At 43.1% G+C, this 19,485-nt stretch carries 13 protein-coding genes and 3 tRNA genes (1 of these 16 only partly in view); 11 read left to right on the top strand and 5 right to left on the bottom strand.

Going from position 1 to position 19,485, the window contains the following annotated elements; all coding sequences use genetic code 11:
- The first annotated feature begins 3 nt into the window (after window positions 1–3).
- The 10 genes from nirD to B3V56_RS00175 all read left to right on the top strand — a co-directional run bounded on the left by nirD (window position 4) and on the right by B3V56_RS00175 (window position 12,120).
- Window positions 4–309, top strand: coding sequence for a nitrite reductase small subunit NirD (gene nirD, locus B3V56_RS00220; protein WP_286304219.1), 306 nt, complete (start codon window positions 4–6; stop codon window positions 307–309).
- Between the two features lie 21 nt (window positions 310–330).
- A complete protein-coding gene (locus B3V56_RS00215) occupies window positions 331–2,982 on the top strand; it encodes a nitrate reductase (RefSeq protein ID WP_289283829.1) in 2,652 nt (883 codons plus the stop codon).
- Window positions 2,983–3,109: 127 nt separating this feature from the next.
- Complete coding sequence (locus B3V56_RS00210; RefSeq protein WP_289283828.1) at window positions 3,110–4,363, top strand: alginate export family protein; 1,254 nt, start codon at window positions 3,110–3,112, stop codon at window positions 4,361–4,363.
- A 355-nt stretch (window positions 4,364–4,718) separates the two neighbouring features.
- Window positions 4,719–5,582, top strand: coding sequence for a nitrate- and nitrite sensing domain-containing protein (locus B3V56_RS00205; RefSeq protein ID WP_289282231.1), 864 nt, complete (start codon window positions 4,719–4,721; stop codon window positions 5,580–5,582).
- Window positions 5,583–5,593: 11 nt separating this feature from the next.
- Entirely contained in the window at window positions 5,594–6,202 is a 609-nt protein-coding gene (locus B3V56_RS00200) for an ANTAR domain-containing response regulator (RefSeq protein WP_289282232.1), read from the top strand.
- A gap of 63 nt (window positions 6,203–6,265) precedes the next feature.
- Window positions 6,266–6,388: a hypothetical protein gene (locus B3V56_RS00195; RefSeq protein ID WP_289283827.1), complete on the top strand. Its 123-nt coding sequence runs from the start codon at window positions 6,266–6,268 to the stop codon at window positions 6,386–6,388.
- Between the two features lie 32 nt (window positions 6,389–6,420).
- Complete coding sequence (locus B3V56_RS00190; RefSeq protein ID WP_289283826.1) at window positions 6,421–7,704, top strand: EAL domain-containing protein; 1,284 nt, start codon at window positions 6,421–6,423, stop codon at window positions 7,702–7,704.
- A gap of 168 nt (window positions 7,705–7,872) precedes the next feature.
- Entirely contained in the window at window positions 7,873–9,339 is a 1,467-nt protein-coding gene (locus B3V56_RS00185; protein ID WP_289282234.1) for a NarK family nitrate/nitrite MFS transporter, read from the top strand.
- Window positions 9,340–9,353: 14 nt separating this feature from the next.
- Window positions 9,354–11,078, top strand: a complete 1,725-nt coding sequence (locus B3V56_RS00180; protein WP_289282235.1) for a bifunctional protein-serine/threonine kinase/phosphatase — start codon at window positions 9,354–9,356, stop codon at window positions 11,076–11,078.
- A gap of 145 nt (window positions 11,079–11,223) precedes the next feature.
- Window positions 11,224–12,120, top strand: coding sequence for a GGDEF domain-containing protein (locus B3V56_RS00175; RefSeq protein ID WP_289283825.1), 897 nt, complete (start codon window positions 11,224–11,226; stop codon window positions 12,118–12,120).
- Here B3V56_RS00175 and B3V56_RS00170 read toward each other — a convergent pair whose 3' ends face one another.
- The 5 genes from B3V56_RS00170 to rnr all read right to left on the bottom strand — a co-directional run bounded on the left by B3V56_RS00170 (window position 12,121) and on the right by rnr (window position 19,424).
- A complete protein-coding gene (locus tag B3V56_RS00170; protein ID WP_289282237.1) occupies window positions 12,121–13,113 on the bottom strand; it encodes a response regulator in 993 nt (330 codons plus the stop codon).
- Window positions 13,110–16,475, bottom strand: coding sequence for a PAS domain S-box protein (locus tag B3V56_RS00165; RefSeq protein ID WP_289282238.1), 3,366 nt, complete (start codon window positions 16,473–16,475; stop codon window positions 13,110–13,112). Before B3V56_RS00165 ends, B3V56_RS00170 begins: the two co-directional genes overlap by 4 nt.
- A gap of 240 nt (window positions 16,476–16,715) precedes the next feature.
- Window positions 16,716–16,791, bottom strand: a tRNA-Thr gene (locus B3V56_RS00160).
- Between the two features lie 199 nt (window positions 16,792–16,990).
- A tRNA-His gene (locus tag B3V56_RS00155) sits at window positions 16,991–17,066 on the bottom strand.
- Between the two features lie 180 nt (window positions 17,067–17,246).
- Window positions 17,247–19,424, bottom strand: coding sequence for a ribonuclease R (gene rnr / locus B3V56_RS00150; RefSeq protein ID WP_289283851.1), 2,178 nt, complete (start codon window positions 19,422–19,424; stop codon window positions 17,247–17,249).
- A gap of 40 nt (window positions 19,425–19,464) precedes the next feature.
- On the opposite strand from rnr, the gene B3V56_RS00145 reads away from it, so the two are divergent.
- Window positions 19,465–19,485, top strand: a tRNA-OTHER gene (locus B3V56_RS00145); it runs 128 nt beyond the window's last position.

The following is a 19,485-nucleotide window of genomic DNA, read 5'->3' as shown; positions in this document are numbered from 1 at the left end:
ACTATGAGCTGGACTGAAGTTGGCCCCTTGGTCGATATTCCGAAAAAAGGATCACGTGTACTCGTGACAGCCGAGGGTGATGTGGCGGTATTTCGCACCTCAGGTGATCAGATATTTGCCTTATTTGATCAGTGCCCCCATAAAAAAGGGCCGTTATCTCAGGGGATTGTTTACGATAACCGTGTGGCCTGTCCTTTGCATAACTGGGTTATTGATATGAATAGTGGCGAAGCTACTGGTCCTGATGAAGGCTGTACCCGCACATTTGAGACAAAAATTGAAAACGGTACGGTTTTTATTTCTCTGTAATCTGATAAAGAGTCTCTAATTTTGGCTGAACAACAAACGACAACAAAGACGACTTGTCCTTACTGCGGTGTGGGGTGTGGTGTTTTAGCAACCCCACTTGAAACTGGCACAGTACAAATTGAAGGTGATGCAGAACATCCTGCCAATTTAGGCCGTTTATGTTCTAAGGGATCGGCTCTAGGCGACACTCTCGATTTGGGTAACCGTTTGCTACACCCCAAAGTTGATGGCAAGCGAGTTTCGTGGGAGCAAGCCATAACATCAGTGGCTAGAGGCTTTAGTGAGATCATTGCTAAACACGGTCCAGAGTCTGTGGCGTTTTATGTGTCGGGCCAAGTGTTAACAGAAGATTACTATACGGCGAATAAATTGATGAAAGGGTTTATTGGTGGCGCGAACATCGACACCAATTCACGGCTGTGTATGTCATCAGCGGTGGCGGCTTACAAGCGAGCCTTTGGCAGTGACACAGTGCCCTGTAGTTATGAAGATATTGAATTAGCTGATCTTGTCGTGTTGACTGGTTCTAACTTAGCCTGGTGTCATCCTGTGATTTATCAGCGGTTGAAGCAAGCGAAAGAAGATCGCCCAGAAATGAAAGTTGTGGTGATTGACCCTCGCAAAACAGCCACTTGTGATATTGCTGATTTACATTTGCCGTTGCGGCCAGGCTCTGATGCCACATTGTTTAATGGTTTGTTGCACTATCTAAAAAAAGAAGATTACCTGGATCTTGAGTTTCTTGAAGCGCACACCGAAGGGTTTGCCTCGGCAACGTCAGTAGCAAAAGCATCCGCTGGCTCCATTCCTCAAGTGGCCGCTGTCACAGAGTTACAAGAGCAGGATATCGTTAAGTTTTATCAGTTGTTTGCCTCAACCGAAAAAGTCGTGACAGTGTATTCTCAGGGGATCAATCAGTCGACGACAGGAACTGACAAATGTAACAGTATTATCAATTGTCATCTTGCCTCTGGGCGTATTGGTCAGCCAGGCATGGGGCCGTTTTCGTTTACAGGTCAGCCCAATGCTATGGGCGGACGAGAAGTGGGCGGCTTAAGTAATCAGTTAGCCGCGCATATGGAAATTACTAATCCTGAACATCATGATCGTGTGGCACGCTTTTGGAAAGCAGATAATTTAGCCAAAGAAAATGGCGCCAAAGCCATTGATATGTTTGAGCAGATTGCCAGTGGCAAAATCAAAGCTATCTGGATTATGGCGACGAATCCCGTTGTGAGTCTGCCTGATGCCGATAAGGTCAAAGACGCATTGAAAAAATGTGAATTGGTGGTGGTGTCTGAATGTGAGGAGAATACCGATACAACAGCGTTAGCCGATATTTTGTTACCCGCCGCTGCCTGGGGTGAGAAAGACGGTATGGTAACCAATTCAGAAAGACGAATTAGCCGTCAGCGCTCATTCTTACCCTTGCCGGGGGAAGCGAAACCTGACTGGTGGATTATTACTCAGGTCGCGAGAAAAATGGGATTTGAAGCCGCCTTTCCATTTGAGAAGCCAGCAGATGTATTTAGAGAACATGCACAACTCTCGGCTTTTGAAAATGAAGGTAGCCGTGACTTTAACATTGCCGGACTAGCCGATATAAGTGATGAGGGCTACGACAATCTGATTCCCATACAGTGGCCAGTCATCAATAAAGCTGATAACGGCACTGCCAGATTATTTAGCGATAAGCAGTTTTTTACCCCTTCAGGCAAAGCCAGAATGATCAGTGTTGAACCTAAGCTGCCTTATCATCAGGTATCAGATGAATATCCCTTAGTTTTAAATACGGGTCGTATTCGTGATCAATGGCATACCATGACACGGACAGGTAGAGCCGTCAGATTGAACGCCCATATTCCGGAGCCGATGGTTCAGGTTCATCCGCTGGATGCAGCGAATTTCCATCTAGTGGATGGTTCACTGGCAGAAATAAAGAGTCGTTGGGGGGAGATGATAGTCCGGGTTGTGGTAACCGATGAGCAACGGCCGGGCAGTATTTTTGTCCCCATCCATTGGAGTGATCAGTACGCTTCAATGGCACGGGTTGATGCGTTAGTTGCTGCTGTTTATGACCCTATCTCTGGTCAGCCTGAGTCGAAACATACCCCTGTCAGCATACGCGCCTATAAACCTGTTTGGCATGGCTTTATTTTGTCGCGGCACCCCATCACGGTCAAAGATGCCAACTACTGGGTGAAAGTGCGTGGTGCTGAATTCTGGCGTTATGAGATTGCTGGTCAGCATGCATTAGATGAGCCGGCTAAATGGGCACAACGACACTTAGGGGAAGAGGGCGAATGGCTTGATTTTATTGATGCCAAAGCGGGACGTTATCGAGCTGGACAAATTAAACGTAACAGGCTGGAAGGCGTTGTTTTCATCGCGCCAAGTCATGATTTGCCTGCGCGTTCCTGGTTATCCCAGTTATTTAGTTTAAGCAGTCTGTCGGATGCTGACAGATACAGTTTGCTGGTCGGCCAACCCAGCCAGGGACAAAAAGATGCAGGACAAATTGTTTGCTCATGTTTTGGTGTCGGTCAGAATACCATCAATGAAGCTATTCATTCCGGTCATGTTAATTCTGTGGATGAGATTGGTAAAAAACTGAAAGCCGGCACAAATTGTGGGTCTTGTGTGCCTGAGTTAAAACAATTATTAGCGCGCTAATGGTGAGTACTACCTTATTTAGAATACTGTCTGTCTGCAATGAAGCAGCTGAGGTGAAGTCGTTACATGGTTGATTTTAAAGCCAGTTATTTATCAATAGTGGCTTAATTTGCAGAGGAAAAAAAGAATGCCAAAACTAAAAAAGCTAAGCGTGATGTCGTTACTGAGCACAGGACTGACGAGTATCGCTTTGCTACCAGCTACAGTCGTGGCAAATGACAGCTTTTACGAAGCATTGACCGGGGGCAAGGTCAGTTTTTCAGGCCGCTTACGGTATGAGTCGGTTGAGCAGGATAATAGTTTAAAAGATGCCGATGCTGTCACGTTACGTACAACTTTAGGTTACAAGACAGGTGATTTCCATGGCTTCGGTGCCTTTCTTGAACTCGAAGATGTGTCGGATTTGGCAGGCAATTATGAAGAGTACCCTCAAACAGCAGTCAAAAAGTACTCGGTTATAGCCGATCCGAATGGCACAGAAGTCAACCAGGCTTATCTGAGTTATAACGGTTTTAATACAGAGGTGAAGTTAGGTCGACAAGAGCTGACTTACCGTGATGCACCATTTCATCGCTTTATCGGTAATGTGCTTTGGCGTCAAAATCATCAATCCTTTGATGCTGTGAGTCTAAGTAATACGTCTATTAAAGATCTTAAATTGAGTTATGCCTATATCAACAAGGTCAATACCATCTTTGGCGATGATTTGACGGCTGGTTTGATAGATGATGGGGTGATTGATATGAATAGTCACCTGTTTAATGTGCAATATTCAGGCTTATCCATTGGCAAATTAGAAGCCTACAGTTATTTGCTGGATTATGAAGATGCGGCTAAAGATAACGCCAACTCAACAGCAACTTATGGTGTGAGATTATCTGGTGCTAAACCAGTTAATGAAGATTTTGCAGCTATTTATACAGCGGAGTATGCAACACAACATGACTATGCCGATGGCAAAATGGACCCTCAGGATTACTACTTATTCGAACTCGGTGGTAAATATCAAGGTTGGTTAGCAAAGCTATCTTATGAAGTGCAAGAGGGTGATGGCACCTATAGTTTTAAAACACCTTTAGGGACGAACCATGCTTTTCAAGGCTGGGCTGATGTCTTTTTAACCACGCCAAACGCAGGTCTTATTGATACTTATTTCACCATCGTGGGTAATGTGGCAGGTGCAAAACTGATTGCGGTGTACCATGATTTTGAAACGGATAAAGGCAGCCTTGATGCGGGTAATGAGTTTGATGTGATGTTGCAAAAAACCTTTATGGAACATTACACGCTAGGTATCTCTTATGCCGACTACAATGCCGACAAAGAATTCGGTGGGGTGGATACGGATAAATTCTGGTTATACGGACAGCTAAAGTTCTAAAAAATACTCCTCATTGAGCCGGGCACTGCCCGGCTTTTTTTTTGCCTGTTTAATCTGCACCAGAATTGTTCATCAGTCCTATCAACAACACCATTTTGAAGCAGTTTATGTACCACTTAAATTTCTAAGTTTCTGTATTTGAATAAGTATTTTGTTGGCACACCTTATGCAATTTATTACCTGAGTCCACTAATGCAAGGAGCATGTCATGGGATATTTTGTTGACTTAATGATGGTAGTGAAAGAAGTAGTGAAGTTGATTTTTATGGTAATGATTTCGCCTTTAGGGATTATGGCAGGCTATCTCGCAACCTGGGAATGACACCGTTCTAGCTAATTTCACTGGAGAACAAAGATGTATCCATTGATCATCGGTGGCGTAGTTGTCACTGGCATGCTTTTTATCGTTTATAAACTGCTGTCTGAGCGTTATCAGCTCAGACAGCGAGTTAAACGAGGCATATTACTAACCAACCATTTACGGTTGGTGGTTGAACATTGCCAAAAACATCGTGGCACAAGCAATGCGGTAGTCAGTGGGAATGAGAAATTATTGCCACAAATGATTCAGTTACAGAATGATATCGACAATCTGATTGGTAGTGATATGAGTCAATCACTATCAGATTTTCCTCAATGGCAATCTTTCATAGAGCATTGGCCAAGGCTTAAACAGCACGCTTTGGCTAGGGATCTGACGCCACAGAATATTGTCAGACAGCATAGTCTGATGATCGATGGTCAGCTCATGCTGCTGGATGAGGTCATGAGAGCATACGATTTACATCGATTGATGCTCGACTCATGTACACGGGTTTCCGAAATTTGTATTGATACTTTACGAGTTGCAGAGACTCTCGGCTACACAAGAGCAATCGGATCAGGTGTTTGTGCTCGAGGTACGTGCTTGGCTGCTGACCGAATCTTGCTTGAGTTTTTACGTATTTCAGTCAAAACCACATCTGAACGATTACTGTCTGAAGTTAAATTAATAAACAACACTGACTTGACTTCTTCCTTGGAAACATCCTCAACCGCCATTCGCCAGCAAATAGATGCTTTGCTAGAAATGGTCGATAAACACGTGCTTCAACGAGGTCAGTTGAAGTTGGATAGTCATGAATATTTTACTCTCTCTACGCGGGCAATTGATGAAGTGCTGAAGATTTTCAGCATCATTATTCAATATGCCTCCAAACAACACACCAGAATGATATGAGCAATGCTGCTATGAATACAGTCACGAATACGATTAACACGGTAGTTATCAGTGAATTTACGGAATTTATGAATACACTGCAAAGAGTCTTTGAAAATACAGATTATAAAGTGATTTTCGAAGCCACCAATTTGCAACAGTTACTTAACCTGAAGTGGACTATTGAGCCCGATTTGATTATTGCTATTATGAATACCAGCGATAGTCAGCTTCTGAGTAAATTTAAGATCATTAATGAACGCTTTCCATTGCCCATCGTGATATTTACATACGATGACCGTGATGAAGCGATTGAAGAAGCCATTGAGGCTGGGGTGAGTGCTTATATCGTTGATGGTTTTCATGAAAATCGTATCCATGCCATCTTGCGAACGGCAATGGCTCGGTTTAAACAAGTACAAAGTATGCAGAAACAGCTGAAAGATTTAAAAACGTCTTTGGCTGATAGGAAAATTATTGATAGAGCAAAAGGCCTCATTATGGAGCAACGTAAATGCACCGAGAACGAAGCCTATAGTCTGATGCGAACTTCAGCCATGAACCAGAATATGAGATTAGGCCAATTAGCTCAGAATATTTTAGCGGCGGCTAACTTACTTGAGCCACAAAAAAATGCATAAGTTCTGATGAAATAGTAATAGAACGTCACAGCCACTTCAGTGATGAAGTGGCTGTTTTGTTTTATGGTTATTTTGTTAGCGGATGTCGGTCGTTATCCTATTTTGGTTTTTGATTGGCTTCATGAGGGTATGAGGAAGGGTGAGGATGGCCAATTAATGGTTGAGTTTGATGATGGTAGTAATTGAAAACTATACCTATTAAGATTAAGGCTACGGTAATGCTTAAACGCCATTACAGACAAACAAGAAAGGTACAAACAGGTATGACGGAATTGTCATTCAAGGAGGATCATTATGAAGCGGCTTATGAGTCTCTCTGCCTGAGGTCAGTTTTTCAGCCAATCTTTAGCATAGCTCATCGAAAAGCTGTGGGATACGAAGGACTGGTTCGTGCCGCGGATGTCTCTGGGAACCCCGTGACACCACAAGAATTGATGAGAAAAAACACGGCATCCGATCAACAGCTGATTCTTGATAGGACCTGTCGTCTATTACATGCCTGTAATTTTTCTCAACACCCCGCCAATGATGCTTGGTTATTTTTAAATCTTAATTCCCAATGTTTAATTTCGGAACGTCCCGATATTGGATTTATGCAAACGCTGATGCGCGAGAGTGACTTACCATCAAGGCGCATTGTGATTGAAATTTTAGAAAGTGAAATTGATAACCGCGATTACTTACGGGAGTTGATTACGCATTTTCGTCAAATGGGCTGTTTGATTGCGATTGATGATTTTGGTGCTGGTCACTCTAATTTTGACCGTATTTGGGATTTACAGCCTGATATTGTCAAGATTGACCGTAGCTTAGTAAAAAAAGCAGGCCACTCAATGAAAGTGGAAAGGATTCTGACTGGCATTGTCTCGCTCATTCATGAGACCGGAAGTTTGGTGGTTATTGAGGGGGTTGAGACTGAAAAAGAAGCCTTGGTTGCGATTTCCAGTAACGCAGATATGGTTCAGGGGTTTTATTTTGCTAAGCCAAAGCCTGATCTCCAGCAGGAGATTGATTTCGGTCAAGCCATGGATAAGTTACTTCATCAACATCAGAATGTACGAAGCCAATATAATCGAAAGCTTCAACAACATTTCCGCACCTTTGAGTTGATATTTGAAAAAGAGCTCGACGCGTTTAAACAAGGGGCATCTTTTGAAGACTGTGGTCACGCCCTATTTGATGATGCCAGAGCTGTACGTTGTTACCTGCTTGATGAGTCTGGCTACCAGATTGGCCGAAGTCTGAACTCACCCAAATATACAGCCAAACTGGATATTCGTTTTACACCGCTACTTTCTGGTGTCAATGCTAACTGGTCACATCGACATTACCATTTCAGAGCCATACAAAATCCGAATATGACTCAGATAAGTCGTCCATACCTGTCGGTAGCCGGTTCTCATATGTGTATCACCGTTTCACAAGCAGTGGTTGTTAGTGGCAAGACATATGTTTTCTGCTGTGATTTAGACTGGCCCGACGAAGATCAGCTCATCAGTTGAGATAACGCACTTATACTGTGCGGAATGCACCAAATTAGCAGCTAAATATGCATTCAGGATGCGCATTTGTTTTTCTAAGTATATATAAATCAATAGGTTATGTTTTGGCATGATTCCCGCTATTCGAACATGGACCCATTCCGGTATGTTCAAAAGAGAGCTGAATTTATGTCCAATAACAAACTCAATTTATTATCTTTCAAAGATAATATTCGTACCCTTCATCTTACCTGGATAGCCTTTTTCATCAGTTTTGTGGTGTGGTTTAATCATGCACCATTGTTGATGGCTATCAAAGATACGCTTGGCCTCGATAGTCAGCAGATAAAAACGTTGCTGATACTCAATGTCGCCTTGACTATTCCCGCTCGAATAGTAATTGGCATGCTAGTGGATAAGTACGGTCCTAAGATCATGTACTCACTACTGCTCGGCATTTCAAGCGTGATTTGTTTTTTCTTTGCACTTGCAGATAGTTTTGAACAACTCGCTCTTGCCCGTTTTCTACTGGGCTTTGTCGGTGCCGGGTTTGTTATTGGCATTCGTATGATTTCTGAATGGTTTCCAGCCAAGCAAGTGGGATTAGCGGAAGGTATTTATGGTGGTTGGGGTAATTTCGGTTCAGCCGCAGCGGCAATGTCACTGCCCACCATTGCATTATTATTTGGTGGTGAGGATGGTTGGCGTTATGCCATTGGCCTGACTGGTGCCATTGCGCTTGTTTATGCTTTTATTTATTACAATACTGTGTCTGACACGCCTCAGGGATCGACGTATTTCAAACCGAAAAAAACGGGTGCGATGGAAGTAACCAGTAAAGGCGATTTCTTTCTCTATATCGTTATGAATATTCCCATGTATGCGGCCTTGGCCTTATTAGCATGGAAGTTGTCACCCAGTGGGGTCAGTTTGCTCTCCAGCGAAATCACCCTCGCGATTTATGTCGGTTTAGTGGTGTTATTTTTCTATCAGGTGTATCACATTTATCAAATTAACAAAGATGTGTTTGTTAAAGAAACACCAGAAATTCACCGTTACAAATTCAAACAAGTGGCCGTGTTGGATTTAGCCTATCTGGCGACATTTGGTTCTGAATTAGCCGTTGTGTCAATGTTGCCTCTGTTTTTCAGTGAAACGTTTGATATTAGTGCTGTTCAGGCCGGTTTACTCGCCTCTGGCTTTGCTTTTATGAATCTGGTATCGAGACCTATCGGTGGTTTGTTTAGTGATCGTCTGGGTCGTAAGAAAACACTGACCATTTGTATCAGCGGTCTGGCGGTAGGCTATTTCGTAATGGGTATGATTACACCAGAGTGGTTCATTGTGTTGGCTGTATTGGCAACCATGGCATGCTCGTTCTTTGTGCAAGCTGGAGAGGGCGCTGTGTTCGCGGTAGTACCACTGGTTCAACGTCGATTGACCGGACAAGTAGCCGGTATGGCGGGTGCTTATGGTAATGTGGGCGCTGTCACGTTTCTAACCGTGCTGTCACTTGTTTCTGCACAAACCTTCTTCTTTGTGATTTGTGCGACGGCGGTCGTGACATTGATCGCGGTGCAGTTTATGGATGAGCCTCGCGGACAGATGGCCGAGGTCTTACCAGACGGCTCGATTCAAATGATAGATGTGCATTAATCGTCAGGACGAATATGACGGCAAAGTTAAAAGTATTAGTTGGGCAGTGTTCAACACAAGGCGTGAAAGCTGATAATCAGGATACCGTCGGTTTTTTCATTCCGTCCAACTTAGCTTTGCTTGAAACGAAAGGTGTTGCCTGTGCTATTGCAGATGGGCTGAGCTCCAGTAATGAAGCAAAACAAGCTAGTCAAGCATGCGTGACTGGTTTTATGAGTGACTACTTTAGTACACCTGACTCCTGGTCTGTGAAACAGTCTGGCAGCAAAGTGCTTGCCGCTATCAACACCTGGTTGCATGGACAAAGTCAGCAGTTTCAGCAAGCAGGCAGAGGAATGGCCTCTACCTTCAGTGCTGTTGTTGTTAAATCAACAACAGCTCATATTTTTCATGTCGGTGATTCACGTATTTATCTATTACGTGATGGTGAGTTTGAACCATTGACCACCGATCATCGTATTCGGATTGATGAAAATAAAGAGTATCTGGGAAGAGCGTTTGGCGTCGATTATTGTCTGGATATTGACTATAAAACACTCGCTGTTCAGGAAAAGGATGTGTTTCTGTTGACCACCGATGGCGTGCATGATGTTTTGCCCGATAAGGTGCTCAAACAGTTTATATTAGAAGGTTCTGTTGATTTATCTGATTTAACAGAACGGATTTGTGATGAAGCACTGAAGGCTGGCAGCCAAGACAATATAAGTTGCCAGCTAATGTGTATTGAACAATTACCGACTCAAGCACCAGATGAGGTTTTTGCTCAACTCACCGTATTACCTTTTCCACCTGATTTATATGAGGGTGTCATTCTTGACGGCTATCGTATCAGTCGTGAGTTACACGCTAGTTCTACAAGCCAGCTTTATTTAGCGGTGGATACTGAAACGGGCGAGAAAGTGGTGATTAAAACACCTTCGGTCAACTTCGAAGATGACCCGGCATACCTGGAAAGGTTCCACTTGGAGGAGTGGGTAGGGCGACGAATAAATAATGCACATGTAGTCAGGACCATTGAGCAGAAGCGTCCCCGTCGTTTTCTTTATTATGTGATGGAGTACGTGGACGGTAAAACGTTGCAACAGTGGCTGGATGACGTTGGACGTTTGGATTTAAAAACTGTACGTGATCTTGTGCCTCAGCTTGTATCAGCACTGAGAGCTTTTCACCGACTCGATATGTTGCATCAGGATTTAAAGCCTGGAAATATCATGATCTCCAGAGATGGCGTGCTGAAGATTATTGATTTTGGTTCAACCAAAATTGCCGGCATTGCTGATATCTCAACGCCGATACAACGCAGTGAGTTGTTGGGGACAAAGCACTACACGGCACCTGAGTATCTATTGGGTCGTGCTGGTCAGCCGCAGTCTGATCAATTCTCTTTAGCGTGTATTGTCTATGAAATGCTCACAGGCCATCTGCCATATGGTGAAAAACTGGCAAAAGTTCATACCAGACAAGATCTTCATCGCATTGAATACCAATCCATCGCTTTGTTTATTCAGGATATGCCAAGCTGGGTTGATAAAACCTTGCAGAAAGCCTTACAACTCTATCCTGAAAAGCGCTATCAGGCATTGTCTGAGTTTGCGACAGACTTGATAAAACCGAATCCAGCTTATTTAAGCGATGACAATCGCCCGCTGATGTACCGTTATCCGGTTAAGTTCTGGCAAGCATGCGCATTTCTTTTGTTTATCAGCAATTGTTTGCTTGCCTATTTTTTACTCCGATAAGCTTGTATAGCGCGGTCTTTTTATATCAGCAAAACCGGTTTATCGATAATTTTGCCTCAACGACTATTCCTGTATTTACACTATAGTCATACTAAGAGTATGGTTATTATAAATACTAAAAAAGTGATAGCTGGTTGAAATGTCAATGGAAACAAACCCAAGGTTAAAAGAAGAAAACGTAACAGATTTGTTCAGTATGGAGAGTATCGAATCTGCATGGTCTTTTTTAGATATTTTGCCTTTTCCAGTCACCGTTATTGATGATGACTATAGGGTGATTCGAGCCAATCAGGAAGCCATTCATGAATACAGTCAGATTGATGAGCCTTGCTACAAAATGAGTCATGGTTACGATAGTCCCTGCCATGAAAATGGGGAGGCCTGTCCTAAGCTCGATGCACAGACCCTCAGAACAACAATTAGTCATCTACATATTCACCAAACCAACAGCGGTCCTCAGAAATTCAAAGTGATGGCGCTACCTCTAGAGAAGGGGGGAGCTATGGAGCTGCACATTCCGCTGGATGATGTCACTTCTCTTGATGGTGTCACAGGGCTGACCAATCGCACAGAAGGTGAACAAGGTGCGCGTCGATTAGTGGCTCTGATGCAGCGGTTATCGACCCCCTATAGCATCATTATGCTTGACCTCGACTACTTCAAACAGATTAATGACCAACATGGCCATCATGTGGGCGATATTGTGTTGAGACGAACAGCAGAGGTCATGGCTGACAGTATTCGTGCTTCCGATATTCTGGTTCGATGGGGTGGTGAAGAGTTTTTGTTTGTCTTATCAGGCGCACAGGCTGCTCATGCAGCTAAGTTCACCGAGAAACTGTTACAGCATTTGCGTGAAATAAGAATTGCACTACGTGATGACACCATTTCGGTCTCTGCCAGTGCCGGCATTCGAGCGGTGAGTTCAGCTGAATTAGCCACAATAAATTTTGATAAGGCTTTGCAACAAGCTGATGTGATGCTCTACTCTGCAAAAAAAGCAGGAAGAGATCAGTTCATGATGTATGACGCTGCACCATAACTAATCAGAGAATGCTTGTTTCACTTTCAGAATGTCTGGCAGGTGCTCAATTAAGATGGGGGGCAAAGCGGGATCAATGTGTTTACCACTCTGTGCATTAATGAACTCTATGGCTTCCTCAACTGGCCAGGCTTCTTTATATGGTCTGGCGCTGGTTAATGCATCAAAAATATCAGCTATGGCAACGATTCGACCTGCAAGCGGAATCTCATCACCTTTTAACCCATTTGGATAACCCGTACCATCCCATTTTTCATGATGGGTCAGGGCAACAGTATGGGCTAATTGAATCAATCTTGATGTTGAGTTGGCTAAGATCTCGGCCCCGATTAAAGTATGTGTTTTCATTTCTGAAAACTCTTCTGACGTTAACTTATCTGGTTTTAATAAGATTTTGTCAGCAATACCAATTTTTCCAATGTCATGCATGGGAGCCGCCATCATGAGTTCGTTTGCGGTACTCTCGTCAAAGCCATAACCCAGAGCAATAATTTTTGCATAGCGACTCATCCGCTGAACATGTAAGCCCGTTTCGTTATCTTTGTATTCTGCAGCTCTACCCAAACGTTCAATCAAGTCGATATGGGTGGCACGAAGCTCATCTGCTTTGACAAGAGAGATATGTGTTTTTACTCTGGCAAGGACAGTGGAGGGCACGATGGGTTTGATGATGTAATCTACTGCACCAATGTCAAAACCTCGTGCTTCATCATCTGGATCTTGTAAGGCTGTCACAAATATAATCGGTATGTGTGAGGTGTCTGATCTGGCTTTTAATTGCTGGCAAACTTCTAAGCCTGTCATTTCTGGCATCATGATATCGAGTAAGATCAGATCCGGCATTTCCTTATCAATCAATGCCAGAGCATCTTTTCCTGAGCGGGCGAACGAAAGCGCATAATCGTTCTGCAGAATCTGACGAAGCACTCTCAAGTTGGTTGGCTCGTCATCGACAATAAGGATTCTAGGCTGGTATTTCTTTATCGTAGTCATAATGTGGTGTTCGTTATATGTTGCTTGATAGCGTTTAAGTGTTGTTGGGCGACCAAAAAGTCAAAGTCGAGTACAGACTGTTTAACATCTAAAGCAAGTCGATGTAAGTTAGCTTCAACCCCATTGACTAGCTCGTCTACTCTCTCTTCGTTAAGTTCTCCATGCTCGCTAAGCTCGATAAGTTCATCGACGATAGTCAATATACGGTCGTTAGCTAGCAGGACTTGTGATGTTACAGTTGCCTCACTGTTTGAATCAGCCAATGAGGCTTTTATCCATTTTTCCTCTTTTGATAACGTGGAAAAGGCATTGTCGAGCTTAGCAATCTCTATCGCTACTTCGACTTTATGTTCATTATTTGACTTATTTTCTATCAAAGAAGTTGATTGATGGATTTTCAAAAGGCCCAGGTTGCCTGACACACCTTTGAGCTTATGTGCCAGCTTTTTCAGTTCACTGTAATTCGATGTTTCATTCAATTCAGATAGCTGTTTACTGATATCGCTATACGCTTTTATAAAACGGGCCAATTCAGCTAAATAAACAGGGTAGCTACCCCATAACGTTAATGCTTTATCAATATTGATCTGCGTGAATGTATGTTCATCAATACCAAGCACTTCTGGAGCTGTTGTAATGAAGTGTGGCTCAATACCGAGAACCCATGCCATTTCAGCTGTGAGCAGCTCTATATCAATAGGTTTGTGGGAAAAGCCATTCATGCCGGCATTAGTCGCTTGCAGTCGGTCTTCAGATAAGACACTCGCTGTTAAAGCGACGATAGGTGTCGTTTGAAGTTGATGGGCTGACTCATACTCACGAATTGTCTTGGTAGCAGCAAACCCATCCATCACTGGCATTTGTAAATCCATCAAAACAATGTCAGGTTTTTCTATGGTGAATTTATGGAACGCATCTTCGCCATTTACCGAAGTAATAACAGTATGATTTTGTCGTTCAAGTAAAAGCGAGAGTAAGGTTAAGTTTTGAGAAATATCATCAGCAATTAACACTTTTTTGGCTGGAATCGACAAGGCTTGGTTCGCTACAGTCGCGTTAATGATGTCATCGGTTTTTCTTAGTGGCAGATCAAAGAAAAATGTACTGCCTACACCTGTCTCACTACTGGCGCTTAATTCTCCTCCCATCAAATCCACTAGCTGTTTGGAAATTGTTGTGCCTAGTCCAGTACCACCAAAGCGCCGGCTCATTGAAGCATCAGCCTGGGAGAAGGGTTCAAAAATGGTATTGAGCGTCGTTTCATCCATCCCAATACCGGTGTCCTCAACGGTAAAACGAAGAGTGGACTCATTAAGAGGGTGTACCGAAACGGTGACACCACCATTTTCAGTAAACTTCACGGCATTACCAATAATGTTATATAACACTTGCCTAATTCTGTTTTCATCTCCTAAATACGAGGTATGAATGTCGTCAGGTATACTGCAGTTAAGGTATAGGTTTTTATTTTTTGCTTGAAGCCATAATGTAGATATGACTGAATCAATCAGCCTGGTTAAATCGAACGTGGACTCTTCGAGTTCGAGTTTATTCTTTTCTAGTTTGGCACTGTCGAGAATATCATTTAACAGGTGAAGCAATGATCGGGCTGATTGGCTAATGGTTTGCAGATGTTTTTTATTGTTGCCACTGATATCTTTGGCATCAAGAAGCAGATCTGAAAAACCGATGATGGCATTCATCGGTGTTCTTATTTCATGACTCATATTCGCCATGAATCTGGCTTTACTCTCTGCTGAAAGTTCAGCTCTTTCTTTTGCCTGACGAAGATCGTCTTCCATCTCTATGCGGTGTGTAATATCCAGAATCAAACCATCTATCCAAACGGGTTGGTCGTTCTCGTAAATAATAGAGCCTTTTTCAAATACCCAGATATAGTGGCCATCTCTGTGTTTCCAGCGAAACTCAACTGAGTAACTGGTTTTACTTTCAAGTGCTGATTGAACAGCATCATTGGTTAAATCCACATCATCGTGATGAATCAGTTCTGAGAGATGAATTCGCTGCTTATAAAAGTCTTCAGCAGCCCAGCCTATCATATCAAAAATGGCATCGCTGACAAAAATGACCGACCAGTGTTCATCCAGCAAACAACGAAAACTGGCGCCAGGAATATTTCTAATTAATGAACTATATTGCTCCTCACTCTTACGCAACTTTTCTTCAATTTCCCAACGTTGAGAAATATCGGTAGCAAAACCTACAAATAATGAACCGATGTCTTCTACTTCAACACGACCTACACCAAGTCGTATTGGAAATGAGTGACCGTCTTTATGTTTAGCAAAGACTTCTCTGGCTTGACCGGTCAGTTGGGTTTGTCCTGTTTTAAGAAAGTTAAATAAATATTCTTGGTATTCATTTTTGGCTTCATCAGGCACCAGAACTAAGAAAGTTTTGCCAATAACCTCTGTGTTTTTCCAGCCAAAGATAGTCGATGCTGATGAGTTAAAGTCTTGGATGATTCCGTTTTGATCGATGGTGATGATGCCGTCAACGGCTGTTTCGAGGGTCGTTTTTAAACGTAGTTCACTGATGGTTTTTTCAGTCAGTAACTGGCGATATCTGAGCTGAGAAGCAATAGTGATGGCCAAGGCAATCAATAATAATGTGATAGAAGTAATAATATAAGATAACTGAACGTGATCTTCTGTGATGCGATGCGTCATCAGAGTGTTGTCGCTCATGAGATATCTTGCCCCAGCCATACCAGTGTAATGCATGCCTGAAATGGCCAGTCCCATCACAACAGCGCTGATGATATTGATGAGGTGGACAGAGTGTTGTTTCCAGACTATTGATAGATAATGGCGAGCTGACAGTGCGATGAAAGCCAGTACAACAGCAACAATAATAGAAGCAGCGAACCAACTAGGCACATAACGAAGCTCCGCGTCCATCTCCATGGCTTCCATACCAACGTAATGCATCATCCCTATACCGGCACCTACGGAGAAGCTACTCATAATCAGTTGCCATAGAGTCATTGAAGGATTTACAAGCATTCTCAAAGTGATATAGGAAGCAAGCAAACTAGGAAGGATAGAGATAAGTGTGAGAGGGATATTGTAGGTCGTTTGTTCAGACATCTCGTAAGCTAACATGCCCACGAAATGCATACTCCAGACACCACCAGCAAAAATGATGGCGCCAGCAATAATAGCAATATGGCGGTGGCGATTGTTTTGGATTAATTTTGCCATTGAAGCAAAATGTAACGCCACAAAAGCCGCTGTTGTAGCTAAAATGATTGATAGAACGACAAGAAAGAAATCATATGAACCGACAATGAGTGTCTGTTTGGGTGCTGATGTTATAAAAAAATTATCTAGGTTGAACATTAAGAACCTATTCAAGTCGGTTTGGGTTGATAGCTAAAGTTCGCTATTTCTATATAGCATAATTATTTAGCGGAACTTGAAATAGTTAATTTAGAAAAACTTTGAGATTAAGTTGACCCTATTGAAATAGGGCGAGATTAATGTTGCTTGTAGAGGTCAAATTGAGATTGGAACAGAGGGGTTGATTAATGCTAAGGCCAAAAAAAGCCTCGTTAAAATAACGAGGCTTTTTTCTTGTTCTGGAGCCGGAGATAGGACTTGAACCTACGACCCGCTGATTACAAATCAGCTGCTCTACCAACTGAGCTACACCGGCAATGAAGAAGCGCATTATACGGAGGCATTTTTGACCTTGCAAGCCAAAATCGAGATTAATTTTGAGTTTTTATGCAAGTTATTGTTTCAGAATGATGAAACTCAACAATTAAAAATGACAATACAGTAAATCGAGTCTTTTTAGACTGGATCAACGATGTCTTTAATTTATGATGCGATGGAAATAATCTTAAGGAAGGTGGGGTGAGTGATGGGGCTCGAACCCACGACAACCGGAATCACAATCCGGGACTCTACCAACTGAGCTACACTCACCATTATTCTTGTATGAGGTGTGGATGACTTAGGATGTCGACCTCAAGAAAGACGATAATTCTACTGTGATTATTTTTCTGGTCAAGGAAAATCTCTGATTAGATGAAAAATAGCCTTACGCAACGTTCATCTCATTCAGAAATAAATGGCTGTTATTGTTTCTTATAACAGCCATTTATATTATTTCGTCTCGACTAATTCCAGATCAATTTTTTTCTCATCGAGATCGACACGAACCACTTTGACTTTTAGTGTATCGCCTAAGCGGTATACTTTGCGCGTACGCTCCCCCGTGAGGCGATGCCCTGTCGGATCAAATTGATAATAATCATTTTTCAAAGAGGTAACATGCACTAAGCCTTCTATATAGATATCGCTTAGCTCAACAAACAGCCCAAATCCTGTAACACCACTAATCACGCCATCATGAACTTCACCAACACGATCTCGCATGTATTCACATTTCAGCCAGTCACTGACATCTCTTGTGGCTTCATCGGCTCGACGACTGGTCATGGAGCAATGTTCGCCTAATTGCGCCATATCCTCATAGGAGTAACGCCATTTTTTGTCTTTTTTCTGGCTAAGTACGTGACGAATGGCTCTATGCACCAATAAGTCAGGGTAACGACGAATCGGTGAGGTGAAATGTGCATAGGCTTCAAGCGCTAAACCAAAGTGCCCAATATTGTCAGGACTGTAAACTGCTTGTTTCATACTGCGTAACATCACAGTTTGCAGGAGGTGACCGTCAGGCCGTTTACTCGCCGTTGCCAGTAATGAGGCATAGTGACGTGGCTCAGGTTCTTCACCACCACCTAAAAATAAACCGAGTTCACCCAAAAAGTCGCGTAGACCAGAGAGTTTTTCTTCTGAGGGTGTTTCGTGAATACGATATAAAACCGGTAATTCACTTTCCAACAAAAACAATGCAGCACTGACATTGGCGGCAATCATAAATTCTTCAATGAGACGGTGAGCGTCATTACGTTCACGAGGTTCTATTGATTTAATTTTTCTATTTTCATCAAAAAGAAATTGCGTTTCCGTCATTTCAAAATCGATTGCACCGCGCTCGTGACGAGCCTCAAGCATGACGTTATAAAGGTCATACATCGTCTCTATGGCTGGTAACACGTGTTGATATTGCTCACGTAAAGCTGTGTCGTTATCCACTAGCATGGCCGCCACTTTGTCATATGTTAACCGCGCTTTTGAGTGCATTACGGCTTCATGGAAGTCATAAGAAACTGTTTTACCCGTTTGATCGATTTCCATTTCGCAGGCCATGCACAATCTATCGACTTCTGGGTTTAATGAACATAACCCATTGGACAACGCTTCTGGCAGCATCGGAATCACTTGGCTAGGGAAATAAACGGATGTGCCTCTTTCCTGTGCATCCTGATCCAGCGGACTGTTGGGCAGTACGTAGTGTGATACATCAGCAATGGCCACCCATAAACGCCAGTTGCCGGATTCCAGCTTCTCAGCGTATACAGCATCATCAAAGTCTCTGGCATCTGCACCATCGATGGTGACAAGCGGCATATCACGAAGGTCGAGTCTGCCGTTGATCGCTTCCTCGGGAATACTGTCTCCCAGATTATTGGCTTGTTCTTCAGCTTGTGGTGACCATTTGTAAGGAAGTTCGAAAGCACGCAAAGCAATGTCAATTTCCATGCCTGGCGCCATATGATCACCCAATACGTTGACGATTCTGCCCAAAGGAGATCGATGTTTATTAGGCTGTTCCGTTATCTCCGCTTCAACAATCTGATTGACTTGTGCATGACTCAGATCGCTCGGTGGAATCAAGATGTCCTGGCTGATTCTTCGATTGTTGGGAATGAGATAAAAAATGCCGGCATCTTGAACCAGACGGCCTACGATGCGCTCGTTGTTACGCTTAACAACTTCAACTATGGCACCTTCTTTTCGACCTTTTCTGTCAGTGCCGGTTATACGTGCCAATGCACGGTCACCATGCAAAACTACACGCATTTCGCGCTCACTCAGAAAGAGGTCATCACCTCCCTCATCAGGGATAAGAAAGCCATAGCCTTCTGGATGCCCCATCACGCGACCACTGACAAGATTCATTTTGGAAACTACGCCATAAGCGCCTTTCCTGTTGCGAAGTAGCTGGCCGTCACGTTCCATCGCTCGTAACCGACGGCGAAGCGCTTCATTAGCATCTTCACCTTTAACATCAATCAGTTTGGCGATGTTTTTGCGCGATAAGGGGGTGTTGTTTTGTTTGAGAATATCTAAGATAAATTCACGACTAGGGATGGGGTTGTCGTATTTTTCTGCTTCTCTATCGAAAAAGGGATCGTTTTCGCTATTATTGGTCATTGACAGTTTTTGTTTCACTCTGTATCTTTGCGCGTCTGTTGCCCAGGTGGCGGAATTGGTA

Source organism: Methylophaga sp. UBA2513 (assembly GCF_002341285.1).
Taxonomy (GTDB): domain Bacteria; phylum Pseudomonadota; class Gammaproteobacteria; order Nitrosococcales; family Methylophagaceae; genus Methylophaga; species Methylophaga marina.
Note: the sequence above shows the minus strand (reverse complement) of the source record. Positions and strands in the feature narration are given on the sequence as shown.

What these genes read in the sequence shown, in the direction of transcription:
- rnr (WP_289283851.1), bottom strand. Translation starts at nt 19,424, where the DNA reads ATGACCAATAATAGCGAAAACGATCCCTTTTTCGATAGAGAAGCAGAA.
- B3V56_RS00165 (WP_289282238.1), bottom strand. Translation starts at nt 16,475, where the DNA reads ATGTTCAACCTAGATAATTTTTTTATAACATCAGCACCCAAACAGACA.
- B3V56_RS00200 (WP_289282232.1), top strand. Translation starts at nt 5,594, where the DNA reads ATGAATACAGTCACGAATACGATTAACACGGTAGTTATCAGTGAATTT.
- B3V56_RS00205 (WP_289282231.1), top strand. Translation starts at nt 4,719, where the DNA reads ATGTATCCATTGATCATCGGTGGCGTAGTTGTCACTGGCATGCTTTTT.
- B3V56_RS00190 (WP_289283826.1), top strand. Translation starts at nt 6,421, where the DNA reads ATGCTTAAACGCCATTACAGACAAACAAGAAAGGTACAAACAGGTATG.
- B3V56_RS00185 (WP_289282234.1), top strand. Translation starts at nt 7,873, where the DNA reads ATGTCCAATAACAAACTCAATTTATTATCTTTCAAAGATAATATTCGT.
- B3V56_RS00180 (WP_289282235.1), top strand. Translation starts at nt 9,354, where the DNA reads ATGACGGCAAAGTTAAAAGTATTAGTTGGGCAGTGTTCAACACAAGGC.
- B3V56_RS00175 (WP_289283825.1), top strand. Translation starts at nt 11,224, where the DNA reads ATGGAAACAAACCCAAGGTTAAAAGAAGAAAACGTAACAGATTTGTTC.
- B3V56_RS00210 (WP_289283828.1), top strand. Translation starts at nt 3,110, where the DNA reads ATGCCAAAACTAAAAAAGCTAAGCGTGATGTCGTTACTGAGCACAGGA.
- B3V56_RS00195 (WP_289283827.1), top strand. Translation starts at nt 6,266, where the DNA reads ATGGTTATTTTGTTAGCGGATGTCGGTCGTTATCCTATTTTGGTTTTT.
- nirD (WP_286304219.1), top strand. Translation starts at nt 4, where the DNA reads ATGAGCTGGACTGAAGTTGGCCCCTTGGTCGATATTCCGAAAAAAGGA.
- B3V56_RS00170 (WP_289282237.1), bottom strand. Translation starts at nt 13,113, where the DNA reads ATGACTACGATAAAGAAATACCAGCCTAGAATCCTTATTGTCGATGAC.